At 67.5% G+C, this 14,944-nt stretch carries 14 protein-coding genes; 10 read left to right on the forward strand and 4 right to left on the reverse strand.

Going from position 1 to position 14,944, the window contains the following annotated elements; genetic code table 11:
• On the reverse strand, nucleotides 1-1,551 hold a 1,551-nt coding region (locus tag ACXJKH_RS05280), incomplete at its 3' end, for a DUF1631 family protein (RefSeq protein ID WP_457318563.1).
• 329 nt (nucleotides 1,552-1,880) lie between these two features.
• Here ACXJKH_RS05280 and ACXJKH_RS05285 point away from each other — a divergent pair.
• From ACXJKH_RS05285 to ACXJKH_RS05300, 4 genes are read left to right on the forward strand one after another with little or no spacing between them, the layout of a single operon-like run.
• Nucleotides 1,881-2,456 (forward strand): nitroreductase family protein, encoded by a 576-nt coding sequence (locus ACXJKH_RS05285; protein WP_457318564.1) that lies wholly within the window; start codon nucleotides 1,881-1,883, stop codon nucleotides 2,454-2,456.
• Between the two features lies 1 nt (nucleotide 2,457).
• Nucleotides 2,458-3,411 (forward strand): 5'-3' exonuclease, encoded by a 954-nt coding sequence (locus tag ACXJKH_RS05290; RefSeq protein WP_457318565.1) that lies wholly within the window; start codon nucleotides 2,458-2,460, stop codon nucleotides 3,409-3,411.
• Nucleotides 3,408-3,959 (forward strand): NUDIX hydrolase, encoded by a 552-nt coding sequence (locus ACXJKH_RS05295; protein ID WP_457318566.1) that lies wholly within the window; start codon nucleotides 3,408-3,410, stop codon nucleotides 3,957-3,959. Before ACXJKH_RS05290 ends, ACXJKH_RS05295 begins: the two co-directional genes overlap by 4 nt.
• Nucleotides 3,952-4,761 carry an N-formylglutamate amidohydrolase gene (locus ACXJKH_RS05300; protein WP_457318567.1) on the forward strand — a complete coding sequence of 270 codons (810 nt, stop codon included), beginning with the start codon at nucleotides 3,952-3,954 and terminating at the stop codon, nucleotides 4,759-4,761. Before ACXJKH_RS05295 ends, ACXJKH_RS05300 begins: the two co-directional genes overlap by 8 nt.
• 119 nt (nucleotides 4,762-4,880) lie before the next feature.
• On the opposite strand, the gene ACXJKH_RS05305 is transcribed toward ACXJKH_RS05300, so the two are convergent.
• Nucleotides 4,881-6,311, reverse strand: coding sequence for an MFS transporter (locus ACXJKH_RS05305; RefSeq protein WP_457318568.1), 1,431 nt, complete (start codon nucleotides 6,309-6,311; stop codon nucleotides 4,881-4,883).
• 107 nt (nucleotides 6,312-6,418) lie between these two features.
• On the opposite strand from ACXJKH_RS05305, the gene ACXJKH_RS05310 reads away from it, so the two are divergent.
• Complete coding sequence (locus ACXJKH_RS05310) at nucleotides 6,419-7,306, forward strand: LysR family transcriptional regulator (protein WP_457318569.1); 888 nt, start codon at nucleotides 6,419-6,421, stop codon at nucleotides 7,304-7,306.
• A 154-nt stretch (nucleotides 7,307-7,460) separates the two neighbouring features.
• Here the strand turns inward: ACXJKH_RS05310 and pip are convergent, their stop codons facing one another.
• Both pip and prmC read right to left on the reverse strand, forming a co-directional pair.
• Complete coding sequence (gene pip / locus ACXJKH_RS05315) at nucleotides 7,461-8,405, reverse strand: prolyl aminopeptidase (protein ID WP_457318570.1); 945 nt, start codon at nucleotides 8,403-8,405, stop codon at nucleotides 7,461-7,463.
• A gap of 159 nt (nucleotides 8,406-8,564) precedes the next feature.
• On the reverse strand, nucleotides 8,565-9,413 hold the full coding sequence (gene prmC / locus ACXJKH_RS05320) for a peptide chain release factor N(5)-glutamine methyltransferase (protein ID WP_457318571.1): 849 nt from the start codon (nucleotides 9,411-9,413) through the stop codon (nucleotides 8,565-8,567).
• Between the two features lie 428 nt (nucleotides 9,414-9,841).
• On the opposite strand from prmC, the gene ahpC reads away from it, so the two are divergent.
• From ahpC to ACXJKH_RS05345, 5 genes are all read left to right on the forward strand, one after another.
• Nucleotides 9,842-10,405: an alkyl hydroperoxide reductase subunit C gene (gene ahpC / locus ACXJKH_RS05325; protein ID WP_256774973.1), complete on the forward strand. Its 564-nt coding sequence runs from the start codon at nucleotides 9,842-9,844 to the stop codon at nucleotides 10,403-10,405.
• 151 nt (nucleotides 10,406-10,556) lie between these two features.
• Nucleotides 10,557-12,149, forward strand: a complete 1,593-nt coding sequence (gene ahpF / locus ACXJKH_RS05330; protein WP_256774972.1) for an alkyl hydroperoxide reductase subunit F — start codon at nucleotides 10,557-10,559, stop codon at nucleotides 12,147-12,149.
• 86 nt (nucleotides 12,150-12,235) lie between these two features.
• A complete protein-coding gene (gene oxyR / locus ACXJKH_RS05335) occupies nucleotides 12,236-13,186 on the forward strand; it encodes a DNA-binding transcriptional regulator OxyR (RefSeq protein WP_256774971.1) in 951 nt (316 codons plus the stop codon).
• Between the two features lie 151 nt (nucleotides 13,187-13,337).
• Nucleotides 13,338-13,745: a nucleoside diphosphate kinase regulator gene (gene rnk, locus ACXJKH_RS05340; protein ID WP_457318572.1), complete on the forward strand. Its 408-nt coding sequence runs from the start codon at nucleotides 13,338-13,340 to the stop codon at nucleotides 13,743-13,745.
• A 46-nt stretch (nucleotides 13,746-13,791) separates the two neighbouring features.
• Complete coding sequence (locus ACXJKH_RS05345; protein ID WP_256774969.1) at nucleotides 13,792-14,754, forward strand: transaldolase; 963 nt, start codon at nucleotides 13,792-13,794, stop codon at nucleotides 14,752-14,754.
• The last annotated feature ends 190 nt before the right edge of the window (nucleotides 14,755-14,944 follow it).

Raw genomic sequence — 14,944 nt, forward strand, 5'->3', positions numbered from 1 at the left:
CTGGCCGCGCTGGGTTTCAGCGGCGCGGCGCTCGGCGATCTCGATCCGGCGCCGGTGCTGGGCGAGGAAATCGCGGAATTCTTCTTCCAGGGTCAGGAAGATCGCCAGGTTCTCATTGAACTCGGCCACCAGGCGCTCGATGATCTCCTCGACCTTGCCCATCAGCACGCGCTCGGCCTGGCTTTCGCCGGTGTTGCCTTCGCAGGCCTCGGCCAGCGAGTTGAGCAGCTTGCGCGCCGGATGGGTCTTCTGCACGAACATGCGTCGGTCGAGCATGGCCACCTTGACGAACGGCACCACCAACCGGCCGATCAGCTCGCGCGAGCGGCCCTCCAGGTCGCGTTCGTCCAGCATTACATCGAACAGCATGCCGACCAGATCGATCGCATCCTCGTCCTGCGGATCCAGCCGCGCCTGCGACGGATCCACGCCAAGGCGGGTGGCACCGGACAGCACTTCGCTCTTCAACCGCTGGGCCAGCGATTCACCGTCTTCGCCGATCGCCGCGCGCAGGGTCGCGCTCGGGGTGGCCTGCAGCAGCGACAGCACCGACATCATTTCGCGCTGGCTGAGCGGACGCTGCTGGCCCACGGCGACGCTGGCCGCCGAGGTGGCGTCCTCGCGCACGTGGCGGGTCTGTTGCAGCAGTTCGTGCAGGGCTTCGAGCAGCATGCCCTGGTTGTTGCTCATGCCTTCGCCGGCGGGGCCCGGCGCCGGGCCGGCCTGCGCGGACTGCATGCGGCCGCGGCTTTCGGCCCAGCGATCGGCGAAGCGTTGCGCCCAGGCAGGCGCCGCCGCATCGTCGTTGCCGGCCAGCGATTCGGCATCCAGCGCATCGACCAGTTCGTCCAGTTCATGGCGCGGCGCTGGCGCGCGTGCGGCAGGACGGCGCGGGGTCGACATCTGCGGCATGACCCCGGCGGCGGCCAGCAGCTCGTCCAGCGCTTCATAACGCTTGCCGATCGTGGCGTGCAGGTCGCGTTCGCACAGCTTGATCAGCACCAGCCGCACTTCCGGGGCCAGCTCGCAGTCGGCAAACGCCTCATGGATGGCTACGCCGATATGCTCGGGGCTGATCGGGTTGCTGTCGGGATTGATGTCCAGGCCACCGGCGATCCAGCCCAGGCGGCGATCGAGCCGTCCCAGCACCGGCTTCCAGTCGCGCAGCAGCACGGTGGCGAAATTGCGCACCGCCAACCGCGACTCCAGCACGTGTTCGGGCACCAGGCTCAGCCCATCTTCGATCTGTCCGGCCAGGGTCGCCTCGGCCGAGGCCGGCTGGCCACGATCAAGCGCATCCCAGGCCTCGTCGAGGTGGCCACGGAACCCGCGCACGATGTCCTCGCGGCGGCGGCGCAGTTCGCGCATCCCGTCCAGGAACAGCAGCTGCGACGCGCCAGCGGTGCCGGCACGGTCGAACAACACGTCGTCGAAACGGGCCAGCACGGTCGCGAACGACTCGGTCAACGCGGGCAGCACTGCCTCGCGGGCCTGCTTCAACAGCGCCGGGTCGCGACCCGGCTGCCCCAATGCATTGGGCGTGGCGATCATGCGAAAAGGCTCCCCACCCTCGCAGGCACAGAATGCAGCATGGAAACGATGGATACCGGTGCCCCCCAGGCACCTGCATCCGGATGGCAGGTCGGCCGACCGGTCAGGGACGGTGAAACAGTCCGCACGTTGAACCTCATGACCGGGTGCCGGCAGGCCTTGTATCGTACGGCCAGCGCCGACGGGAAGCGAGTACAGCCATGTGAAGGAATGCCACTCATTAAGTGATGTTCATCACGCTTCGTCGCAAATCGATCAGAGAAGGCCCAAAGCCGCGTCACAAACTGCCGCGACTATACTGGGCGCACCGCCCATCTGATCGAGAAATCATGCCCGACTCCCCTGCGCTGCAAGCCCTGGACGCCCGCCGATCGGTGCCGGCCCTGCAACTGGGCGCGCCCGGGCCGGACCCGGAGATGCTGCTGCGCATGCTGGCCTCGGCGGTGCGCGTGCCCGATCACGGCAAGATGGTGCCCTACCGTTTCCTGAAGATCGCCGGCGACGCGCGTCACAGTCTGGGGGCGTTCCTGGCCGAGCGCAGCCGCGCCCGCGACCCGCAGGCCTCCGATGCCCAAGTCGAAAAGGACCGGATGCGCTTTTCGCATGCCCCGCTGATCATCACCGTGATCGCCCAGCCCCGCCCCAACCCCAAGGTGCCCGAGCAGGAGCAGCTGATGACCGTCGGTTGCGTGTGCTTTGCGCTGATGCAGGCCGCGCAGGCGCTGGGCTTCGGCGCGCAGTGGCTGACGGCATGGATGGCCTTCGACCCGGCGGTGCACGCCCACCTGGGCCTGGCCGAGGGTGAGCGCATCGCCGGCTTCATCCATATCGGCACCCCCAAGCTGCTGCCGCCGGAGCGCGAACGCCCCGATCCGGCCGCGCTGCTGCAGGACTGGGTGGGCTGAGGTGTCCGCACTTGCCCCTGCGGCCGTCGTTGCGCGGCCACCGCTGTACCTGGTCGATGCCAGCCTGTACGTGTTCCGCGCCTGGCATTCGATGCCCGACGAGTTCCAGGACCAGCAGGGCTGGCCGACCAACGCGGTGCATGGTTTCGCGCGCTTCCTGCTGGACCTGCTCGAACGCGAGCGGCCGCAGCATATCGCCATCGCCTTCGACGAGGCGCTGGACAGCTGTTTCCGGCACCGTCTGTATACCGCCTACAAGGCCAACCGCGACCCGGCCCCGGACGCCCTGCGCCGCCAGTTCGCGCACTGCAAGGCACTGTGCGCCGCGCTCGGCCTGGCCGTACTGGGCCACCACGAATACGAGGCAGACGACCTGATCGGCAGTGCCCTGCATGCGCGCCGCGACGCCGGCATGCGCGGGGTGATCATCTCCGCCGACAAGGACCTGTCACAGCTGCTGTTCGAACATGACGAACAGTGGGACTACGCACGCAACCAGCGCTGGGGCATGGCCGGGGTCAAGGCCCGCCACGGCGTGCACGCGCACCAGATGGCCGATTACCTGGCGCTGTGCGGTGATGCCGTGGACAACATCCCCGGCGTGACCGGCGTCGGCACCAAGTCGGCTGCCGTCCTGCTGGCCCATTTCGGCAGCTTGGACACATTGTACGAGCGGCTGGACGAAGTGCCGTTCCTGCGCCTGCGTGGCGCGGCGCAGATGGCMGTGCGCCTGCGCGAACAGCGCGAGCACGCGCTGCTGTGGCGCCAGCTGACCACCATCGCGCTGGATGCCCCGCTCGACTGCGCCGATGCCGATTTCCGCCGCGGCAGCGCCGACCCGCAGATGCTGCAGGGCCTGTGCGATGCGCTGCGGTTCGGCCCGCTGACCCGGCGCCGGCTGTTCAGCGCCGCCGGGCTGCCCGACTCTCCTTCCGTTGCCAGCGAGTTCGCATGAGCCACAACACCCAAGAACCCAAGGTCGTCTACGAAGGCAAGTACCAGCGCATGGTCGTGCGCGGCACGTGGGAATACAGCGAACGCACCCATGCCGGCGGCCTGGCGGCGATCATCATCGCGGTCACCCCGGAGGACAACGTGCTGTTCGTCGAACAGTTCCGCGTCCCCCTGCAGGCCAGCACCATCGAGATGCCGGCCGGGCTGGTCGGTGACATCGATGCCGGTGAGTCGATCGAAGTTTCGGCGGTGCGCGAGCTGGAAGAAGAAACCGGCTGGACCGCCGCGCACGCCGAAGTACTGATGATCGGCCCGACCTCCTCCGGTGCCAGCAGCGAGAAGATCGCCTTCGTGCGCGCCACCGGTTTGCGCAAGATCGGCGACGGCGGCGGCGACGCCAGCGAGGACATCACCGTGCACGAGGTACCTCGCGCCCGCGCCGCCGCATGGCTGGTGGAGAAAATCGGCGAGGGCTACGAGCTGGACGCCAAGCTGTGGGCCGGGTTGTGGATGATCGAACACCACCTGGACGGAACCCCGCGTGGCTGATGCATCTCCCCATCAGACGGCCCACGGTGCACTGCTGGGGCCCTCCGATCCGCCACCGTTCACCGTGCATCGGCCACAGGGACGTTCGCCGTTCGTGCTGATCGCCGACCACGCCGGCCAGCAGATCCCGGCCACGCTGGCTGGCCTCGGCCTGGCACAAGCCGAGCGGGACCGCCACATTGGCTGGGACATCGGCATCGCCGGGGTCACCGTCGCGCTGGCGCGCCTGCTCGATGCGTGGGCGATCACCCAGACCTACTCGCGGCTGGTGATCGACTGCAACCGGCCGCTRGCATCGCCAACGCTGATGCCGGCGATCAGCGACCACACGGTCGTTCCCGGCAACCAGTCGCTGTCACCGCTGCAGCGGCAGCAGCGCATCGACGCGATCCACGCGCCCTACCATGCCCGCATCGACGCCGAGCTGGACGCCCGCCACGCGCAGGGCCGGCCAACGCTGCTGCTGCTGATGCACAGCTTCACCCCGGTGATGAATGACGCCGCGCGGCCCTGGCATGTGGGCGTGCTGTACCACCGCGACACGCGATGTGCGCATGCCCTGCTGCAGGCGCTGCGCGATGAGGGTGACCTGGTGGTGGGCGACAACCAGCCCTACGCGGTGAGCAGCACCAGCGACTACGCCGTGCCGGTGCATGGCGAAGGCCGCGGGCTGGTGCATGTGGAGCTGGAGATCCGCCAGGACCTGATCGCAGACGCCGCCGGCCAGCATGCCTGGGCGCAACGACTGGCGCGGATCTTCACCGCGCTGCAGCCGCAGCTGGAAGCATTTGCGCGCGGGTGATGCCGGCCGTTGGCCGGCAACCGGAGATCACCACACCGCAGGCGCCGCCATGGTAGAGCCGACCGTTGGTCGGCTGCACGCAGTCCTTCCGGGTGCGGCCCACGCCGTGCACGATCCCCCTATCCCTCACCCGCGCCTACCGCCGCCAGCGCGGCCGAATCCTGCTGCGGCCGCAACCACAGCGCCACGGCCACGCCAAGCAGCGCGAACAACGCCGCGCCGTACTGCGCGTTGATCAGTCCCTGCAACGCTTGCGCACTGGTGCCCGCCGCCTGTTCGCCGCGTCCGGCATTGGCCAGCATCACCAGCACCGCCAATCCCAGCGCACCGCCGATCTGCTGCGCGGTGGCGGCCATGCCCGACGCCACGCCCTGCTGCGCCGCCGGCACGCCCTGCCCGGCCACGATCCACATCGCCGTCCAGGTCATGCCCTGGCCGATGCTCAGCACCACGATGCCCGGCAGCAGCGCCCAATACGTGGCGCCAAACGGCATCGCCACCGCGACCGCGGCGATGCCGATCGCACCAGCGGCCATGCCCAGCGCCAGCACCTGGCGCGGCGAGCGCCGCAGCAGCATGCGTTCGGTGATCCGGATGCCGAACGTGCACACCAGCGTCGGCGGCAGGAACGCCAGCCCGGCCTGCAGCGCGCTCCAGCCGTAGCCGTCCTGGAAGTACAGCGCCAGGAAGTAGTACTGCACGCCGAAGCTGCTCATGAACACCATCGTCAACAGCATCGCCGCGCGCAGGCTGCGCAGGCGCAGGAGCGCGAACTGCATCAGCGGGTCGCGGCTGCGCTGTTCGATCCGCACGAACGCGGCCAGCAGCGCCGCCGACAGCACCAGGCAGGCCAGCGTGCGCGGCGCCAGCCAGCCCCATTCCGGCCCCTGCACCAGCGTGGTCACCAGCAGGCTGCCGCCGAGGGTGACAGTGAGGCAGCCGGCCAGGTCGAACGAGCGGCCCACCTGCCGCGCCGGATCGCGCGGCAACCACCAGCCACCCAGCACCGCGCACGCACCGGCAAACGGCACGATCACCAGCAGTACCGAAGACCAGCCGAAGCTCTGGGTCAGCACGCCGCCCAGCAGCGTGCCCAGTGCCAGGCCACCGGCGCTGGCCATCGACCAGATCGCCAGCGCGCGGTTGCGCGGGCTGCCCTCGGCGTAGATCGTGTTGATCAGTGACAACGTGGCCGGGAACAGCAGCGCCGCGCCGATGCCCTGCACCGCGCGCGCGGCGATCAGCAGCCAGGCGCTGTTGCTGAACCCGCCGACCAGCGAGGCCAGCGCGAACAGCGCCATGCCCAGTCGGTACACCCGACGACGCCCGAGCAGATCGGCCGCGCGGCCGCCCAGCAGCAGGCAGCCGCCGAACGCCACCGTGTAGCCGCTGACGATCCATTGCAGCTGCTGCGCATTGATCTGCAACTGCACGCCCATCTCGTGCAGGGCGACGAAGATGATGGTGGCGTCCAGCGCGATGATCAGCTGGGCCATGGCCAGCAGGGTCAGTGCCAGGCGGGGTGGGAACGCATGCGTGGAGTGGGTCATGCCAGTTGCTACGTGGGGAAGGCGCGCAGTCTCATTGATGACGTCAAACAAATAAACCCGGATACTTCGATTTCTGTCATGCATTTTCGCATCAATCGGACACCGCCATGGATCTCAATGCCGTGCGCATGCTGGTGCAGGTCGCCGAAGCACGCAGTTTCACCGTGGCCGCCGGCCAGCTGGGCATCAGCCAGTCCGGGCTGTCGCGTGCGGTCGGTCGCCTGGAAACCGAGCTGGGCGTGCGTCTGCTCCATCGCAACACCCGCAACGTCAGCCTGACCCCGGACGGGCGCCAGTTCGTCGATCACTGCACGCCACTGCTGAGCGGGCTGGAAGACGCCGAACGGCGGCTGGGCGATCGCCCGTGCACGCCGTCGGGCGTGTTGAAGCTGACCGCGCCGTCCATGTTCGGGCGCAAGGTGCTGGTGCCGCTGGCCGGGCAGCTGACGGCCGCGCATCCGCAGCTGCAGTTCGAGCTGGTGCTCAACGATCGGCTGGTCGACCTGGTCGAGGAAGGCTTCGATGCGGCGCTGCGCACCGGGCCGATCAGCGACGTGCGCATGGTGGCGCGCCCGCTGCGGCCGTTGCACTGGGTCACGGTGGCCTCGCCGGACTACATCGCCCGGCACGGCGCGCCGGCCACGGTCGATGCGCTGCACGATCACGCCTGCCTGGCGGTGCGCAACCTGCGCAGCGGACGGCTGGTGGACTGGCAGTTCCGCGACGCGGAGGGTGGGCTGCGCGAATTCACGCCCCCGGCGCGGATGGTGTTCGACAGCGGCGATCCATTGGTGGAAGGCGCGCTGGCGGGTGTCGGGATCGTGCAGGTGATGGATTTCGCGGTGGCCGATGCGCTCGGCGACGGCCGCCTGCAACGCGTGCTGCAGCCGTTCGAAGGCCGCAGCCGCGCGTTGTCGCTGGTGTACCCGCCGTCACGACAGGCCTCGCCGAAGTTGAAGGTGCTCGCCGCAGCGTTGCTGGCAGGCCACTGGTAGCCAGCCGCCCAGCCCCGGTAGTGCCGGCCGCTGGCCGGCTCCACGCAATTTCTGGCATGCACCCAAGGGGCACCGCTGTGCCCGATCGGCGCGCAGGCGGCCAGCGGCCGGGAACAAAGCAGCCGGCCAACGGCCGGCATTACCCGTGGGTTGATTACCCGGCGAAGCGATCCGTAGCGCGCACCAGTGCGTCCACGTTTTCCGCTTCGAACGCGGAGTGGCCCGACGCCGGGCTGATCTCCAGCGTCGACTTCGGCCACGCCTTGTGCAGTTCCCACGCGCTCTGCAGCGGGCACACCACGTCGTAGCGACCGTGCACGATCACCCCGGGGATGTCGGCGATGCGGTGCACGTCGCGCAGGAGCTGTTCTTCCACCTCGAAGAAACCGCCGTTGACGAAGTAATGGTTCTCGATGCGCGCGAACGCCAGCGCGAACTGCGGGTCCTGGTGGCTGTTGACGAAATCGTCGTCCACATGCAGGAAGCTGGTGGCCCCTTCCCACACGCTCCAGGCCTTGGCCGCGGCCAGGCGGGTGGCCTCGTCATCACTGGTCAGGCGACGATGGAACGCCGAGATCAGGTCGTGGCGCTCCACCGCCGGGATCGGCTTGAGGTAGTGCTCCCACGCATCCGGGAACAGACGGTTGGCACCTTCCTGGTAGAACCATTCCAGCTCCCAGCGACGCAGCATGAAGATGCCGCGCAGCACCAGCTCGGTCACCCGCTCGGGATGGGTCTGCGCATAGGCCAGCGCCAGGGTCGAGCCCCAGCTGCCACCGAATACCTGCCAGCGCTCCACCTTGAGGTGCTCGCGCAGCCTTTCGATATCGGCCACCAGGTCCCAGGTGGTGTTGTCGACCAGGTCCGCATGCGGGGTGGAACGCCCGGCGCCACGCTGGTCGAACAGGATGATGCGGTACTTGGCCGGGTCATGGAACTGGCGCATCTTGTCGCTGCAACCACCGCCCGGGCCACCGTGCAGCATCACCACCGGCTTGCCGTCGGGGTTGCCGCACTGCTCGACATACAGCGTGTGGCGGTCATCGACCTTCAGGGTGCCGACGTCATAAGGGGTGATGGCGGGATACAGCGTACGCATGACAGGAACTCCATGTGGAATGACAGTCGCCGCGTCACCGGTGCGCCGAGCGCACGGCCGGTTCTGCGGCAGCGACCACCGGTCAGCGCCGCATCAGGCTGCGCCGGCGTCCGGTGGACAGAGCATTCTAGCCTCGGGCTGCGCCGGGGCCACGCTGCACTACGCGGGCAGACAGCCCAGGCTCACCCGCTCACGCTGTTCCAGATCCCGCTCGGTGGCCACCGACTGGAACCCGGCCTGCAGCAGCAGCGCGCGGATCGCCTCGCCCTGGTTCCAGCCGTGTTCGAGCAGCAGCCAGCCGCCCGGCCGCAGGTGCGCCGTGGCGCCGTCGATGATCCGCCGGATGTCGTCCAGCCCGTCGGGGCCGGCGGCCAGCGCGGTGGCTGGCTCGAATCGCAGGTCGCCCTGCTGCAGGTGCGGATCGTCGCTGGCGATGTACGGCGGGTTGCTGGCAATCAGGTCCAGGCGCATGCCAGCCAGCGGAGCGAACCACGAGCCTTGGCGGAAACTGACGTTGCGCACCGCATTGCGCACCGCATTCGCGCTGGCCACGGCCAGCGCCGCCGTACTGAAATCGGTGGCGATCACCTGCGCCAGCGGCCGCTCGCTGGCCAGCGCCAGCGCGATGGCGCCACTGCCGGTGCCCAGGTCGGCCACGGTCAGCGGCACGTCCAGCGGCAGCCGGGCCAGCGCCAGCTCGACCAGCAGCTCCGTTTCCGGGCGCGGGATCAGCGTGGCCGGGGTCACCGCCAGGTCCAGCGTCCAGAAGCCGCGGTTGCCGACCAGATACGCGACCGGCTCGCCCGCCACCCGACGCGCCAGCAGGGCCGCGAAGGCGTCCGCGTCGGCCTGGGCCACCGCGTCGGTGGCATGGGCGAACAGCCAGCTGCGCTCACGCCGGAGGACATACAGGAGCAGCAGTTCGGCCTCATGCCGTCCTTCCACCCCCGGCAGGGCGGCGGCGGCATCGGCGAGCAACTGGCGGACCTCGGGCGGCGCGGCGGTCATGGCAGGGCGATCAGCGAACGGGGCGCGAAGTGTAGTCCACCCCACGTGGCCCACGCAGGCGGTGAGTGCGACGCAGCATCGGCCGGAATCCATTGATTCAAAGAATGCCGATACCAATATTGATTGGGCTCCCCTATTGCGAATCCGCGCCAAGCGCCTGATCGYGATGCCCATTGGCGCAGGCGTCGTTCAGCCAGCGGCGGAGGCGGATAAACAACGGCTATGGCTGCCATCGATGGCTGATCCGCCAAGACCCGCGTCCCGCAAGGGATCTGCCCCGCGTGGTGCCAAGCGTTCATCCCCTGATCATTCCATTTTGATAGCCTATGACTATCGTATAGATGCAATCAATGGATTGTCCTTATGGGAATGAAGCCGCTAACCTGTGTTGGTCGCTTCACCCACCCCCTTCACCAAGAGGAACAACGATGTCGCTCATCAATACCAAGATCCTGCCGTTTGAAGCCAACGCCTACCAGAACGGCGAGTTCATCAAGGTTTCCGACAGCACCCTGAAGGGCCAGTGGTCGGTCCTGATCTTCATGCCGGCCGCGTTCACCTTCAACTGCCCGACCGAGATCGAAGACGCCGCCGACCATTACGCCGAGTTCCAGAAGGCCGGCGCCGAGGTCTACATCGTCACCACCGACACCCACTTCTCGCACAAGGTGTGGCACGAAACCTCGCCGGCCGTCGGCAAGGCCCAGTTCCCGCTGGTCGGTGACCCGACCCACCAGCTGACCAACGCCTTCGGCGTGCACATTCCGGAAGAAGGCCTGGCCCTGCGCGGCACCTTCATCATCAACCCGGAAGGCGTGATCAAGACCCTGGAGATCCACTCCAACGAGATCGCCCGTGACGTCTCCGAAACCCTGCGCAAGCTGAAGGCTGCCCAGTTCACCGCCGCCAACCCGAACCAGGTGTGCCCGGCCAAGTGGAAGGAAGGCGAGAAGACCCTGACCCCGTCGCTGGACCTGGTCGGCAAGATCTAAGCCGCGCCTCATCCCCATTCCCGTTTCGACGGGAGTGGGGGTGAACCCAAGCCGGTGCCCACGCGCCCGCTTCGGTTCACCCCCATGTCGCGCAGATGCACCCGCGGGGTTCGTCGACGCTGTTCCCTTGCCTGAATCAAGGAGTTTTTCGATGTTGGATGCCAACCTCCAGTCCCAGCTGAAGACCTATCTGGAACGTGTCACCCGTCCGATCCAGATCACGGCGCACGTGGATGACGGCGCCAAGTCGCAGGAGATGCTGGAGCTGCTCAACACGCTGACCACGCTGTCRGCGCAGATCCGCCTGGACGTACGCCGCGACAGCAGCGAGCGCACCCCTTCGTTTGCGCTGACCACTCCCGGCCAGGACATCCACCTGGCCTTTGCCGGGCTGCCGATGGGCCACGAGTTCACCTCGCTGGTGCTGGCCCTGCTGCAGGTTGGCGGGCACCCGTCCAAGGCCACTGCCGAGCTGATCGAGCAGGTGCAGGGCCTCGAGGGCGAGTTCAAGTTTGAAACCTATTTCTCGCTGTCCTGCCAGAACTGCCCGGACGTGGTGCAGGCGCTGAACCTGGCGGCAGTGCTCAACCCGCGCATCCAGCACGTGGCGATCGACGGCGGCCTGTTCCCGGCCGAGGTCGAGGCACGCCAGATCATGTCGGTGCCAACGGTGTACCTCAACGGTGAAATGTTCGACCAGGGCCGCATGACGCTCGAGCAGATCGTGGCCAAGCTGGACACCGGGTCGGCCAAACGCGACGCGGCAAAGATCGACGCCAAAGCACCCTTCGAGGTGCTGGTGATCGGCGGTGGCCCGGCCGGCGCGGCAGCCGCGATCTACGCCGCGCGCAAGGGCATCCGCACCGGTGTGGCTGCAGAGCGTTTCGGTGGCCAGGTGCTGGATACCATGGCAATCGAGAACTTCATCTCGGTCAAGGAAACCGAGGGCCCCAAGCTCGCCGCCGCGCTGGAACAGCACGTGCGCGAGTACGAGGTCGACATCATGAACCTGCAGCGCGCCACTGCGCTGGCGCCGGCCGGTGATGACGGCCTGATTGAAATCACGCTGGAAAACGGTGCCGCGCTGAAGTCGCGTTCGGTGATCCTGTCCACCGGTGCGCGCTGGCGGCAGATGAACGTGCCGGGCGAAGACCAGTATCGCAACAAGGGCGTGGCCTACTGCCCGCACTGCGACGGCCCGCTGTTCAAGGGCAAGCGCGTGGCGGTGATCGGCGGGGGCAACTCCGGCGTGGAAGCGGCGATCGACCTGGCCGGCATCGTGACGCATGTGACCCTTTTGGAATTTGATGACAAACTCCGGGCCGATGAAGTGCTGCAGAGAAAGCTGCGCAGCCTGGGCAACGTCACCATCATCACCAGCGCCCTGACCCAGGAAGTGCTGGGCGATGGCCAGAAGGTGACGGGGCTGGTCTACCACGACCGCGTCGGTGGCGATGCGCACCGGGTCGAGCTCGAAGGCATCTTCGTGCAGATCGGGTTGCTGCCCAACACCGAGTGGTTGAAGGGTTCGGTGGCGTTGTCGCCCCGCGGCGAGATCGTCATCGATGACCGCGGCCAGACCAGCGTGCCAGGCGTGTTCGCAGCGGGCGATTGCACCACCGTGCCCTACAAGCAGATCGTCATCGCGATGGGCGCCGGTTCGACCGCCGCACTGAGCGCTTTCGATCACCTGATCCGTACATCCGTTCCCAAGAGCAGCGGCGTTGTCGCCGAAGCTGCCTGAAACGTCAGGGTCCCGGTTCACCGGGGCCCACCTGCTGGGTAAGCCACGCCATCACCCGGTCCATTACCGCTTAGAGGTCCAAGGAAATGAACCTACGTGATCTGAAATACCTGGTGGCGCTGGCCGAGCACCGGCACTTCGGCCGYGCCGCGGCCGCCTGCTTCGTCAGCCAGCCCACCCTGTCCACCCAGATCCGCAAGCTGGAGGACGAGCTTGGCCTGCCGTTGGTCGAACGTGCTCCACGCAAAGTGATGCTGACCCCGGCCGGGGTCGAGGCGGCGGCGCGTGCGCGCACGATCGTCGCCGAGGTCGAGCAGATGAAGGAAGCTGCCCGGCGCAGTCGCGATCCGGAAGCCGGTACGGTGCGGCTGGGGATTTTCCCCACGCTGGGCCCGTACCTGTTGCCGCATGTGATTCCCAACATCCGCGAACGCTTCCCGCAGCTGGAACTGTTGCTGGTCGAGGAAAAGAGCGACGAACTGCTGGCGCGGCTGCGCGAAGGCAAGCTGGATGCGGCGTTGCTGGCGCTGCCGCTGGACGACGATCAGCTGCATGCCGAATTCCTGTTCGAGGAACCGTTCCTGCTGGCCGTGTCCGGGCAGCATCCGCTGGCGCGGCGCCACCATCTGGACGTGCAGGAACTGTCCACGCAGAAGTTGTTGCTGCTCGAGGACGGGCATTGCCTGCGCGACCAGGCCCTGGCGGTCTGCCGGTTGTTTGGTGCCAATGAAAAGTCCGAATTCCGCGCCACCAGTCTGGAAACGTTGCGGCAGATGGTCGCCGCCGACGTGGGCATCACCCTGCTGCCCACCCTGTCGGTGAAACCGCCGGTGCCCCGTTCGGAGAACATTCGCCTGCTCGATTTCCAGGGCGATGATCGTCCCAGCCGCCGCATCGCGATGGCGTGGCGGCGCAGTTCGGCGATGACCGGTTTCCTCCAGCAGCTGGCGCAGCAGTTCAAGCGCCTACCGGCCGGCCTGTTCACCCTGGAAAACACCGATTCGGACGTGGGCACGGCACCGCGCCGCAGCGCCTGATACGCCGACCGCCCAACACGCTGAACCGGCCGCATCGTTGTCGATGCGGCCCGGGTCGCATCCGCCTTCGATAGGCAGCACAATAGAACCCAGGCGGCGCCAGCAGGCGCCGCCTTTTGCATGGGCCATCATCAATCGCAAGGAGCTTTACATGTCCACTTCCAGCGGGCTGCCCCCGTCCATCATCGTTTCCAGCCACGACATGGATCGGCTGGATGCCATGCTCGACTCCCCGGCGGTCAGCCAGACCGCCGCGGCTGCGGCCCTGGCCGCCGAACTCAACCGGGCCACGGTGGTGGCGCCGGAGCAGATGCCCGAGGGCATCGTCATGATGCATTCGCGGGTGGAATGCGAAGATGAGCTGCAGAACGAGAAGCACGTGCTGACGCTGGTCTACCCGCGCGAAGCCGATGTCGAGCAGGGCAAGGTGTCGATCCTTGCGCCCGTGGGCACCGCGCTGCTGGGCCTGGCCGTCGGCCAGACCATGGACTGGGATGCACCGGGTGGCCGCAAGCTGCGCTTGCGTGTGACGGCGGTCCACAACCAGCCCCAGTCCTGAATTCCCTGCCGCTGCGCAGGTTCCCCGTTTCGTACCAGGAGTCGCAATGAACACCGTTTCTCCGTCCAAACTCACCCAGCTGCGTGATCTGTCCGTCGTGGTCGCCGATACCGGTGATTACGAAGCGATCAAGCGCTTGAAGCCGGTCGACTGCACGACCAATCCGACCCTGGTGAAGAAGGCGCTGGATCTGCCGGTGTATGCGGACCTGATCGAGACGGCACTTGCGTGGGGCCGCGAGCAGTCGGGTGAGCGCGAGACGATCGTGCACGCGGTGGCCGATCGCCTGACCGTTGGCGTGGGCACGCTGCTGAGCACGCTGGTGCCGGGCCGGGTGTCGACGGAAGTGGATGCCGACCAGGCCCACGATACGGCGGCGACGGTGGCCAAGGCGCGCCAGTTCATCGCGATGTACGAGGCGGCCGGTGTGCCGCGCAGCAAGGTGCTGATCAAGATCGCGGCGACGTGGGAAGGCGTGGAGGCGGCGCGGGTGCTGCAGGCCGAGGGTATCGACTGCAATCTGACGTTGATCTTCAATCCGACCCAGGCGCTGGCCTGCAGCGAGGCGGGGGCGTTCCTGATTTCGCCGTTCGTGGGACGCATTCTGGACTGGTACGTGGCCCATGGGCAGGCGCCGGCCGATATCGATGCCGATCCGGGCGTGGTGTTCGTGCGCGGGGTGTATGCCGAGTTCAAGCGCCGCGGTTCGCCGACGGTGGTGATGGGTGCCTCGTTCCGTTCGACGGCGCAGATCGAGGCGCTGGCGGGGTGCGATCGTTTGACGATTTCGCCGGATCTGCTGGAGAAGCTGGATGCCGACCATGGCGCGCTGTCGCGCAAGCTGGTGGCCGGCGCGGCCGAAGCGGTGTCGGTGACGCCGATCGATGCGGCGCGCTTTGCGACGGATCTGGCCGCCGATCCGATGGCGACCGAGAAGCTGGCGACGGGGATCGATGCGTTCGCCAAGGATCTGGAAGCGCTGCGCCAGACGATCCGCGAGCGGTTGTAAGCGGTTCGCGTTGTCTGGACAGTGGAGAGCCCCGCATTGCGGGGCTTTTTGTTTTTTCGGGCAGCTGCACGTTTGACTGCGACTGCGACTGCGACTGCAACGGCAACGGCAACCGCAACCGCAACCGCAACCGCAACGGCTCACTGTCGACGGGTTGGGGTCGGTGTGGGTGGGATGGCGGGACCGTCAC

Source organism: Stenotrophomonas sp. P5_B8 (genome assembly GCF_054049855.1).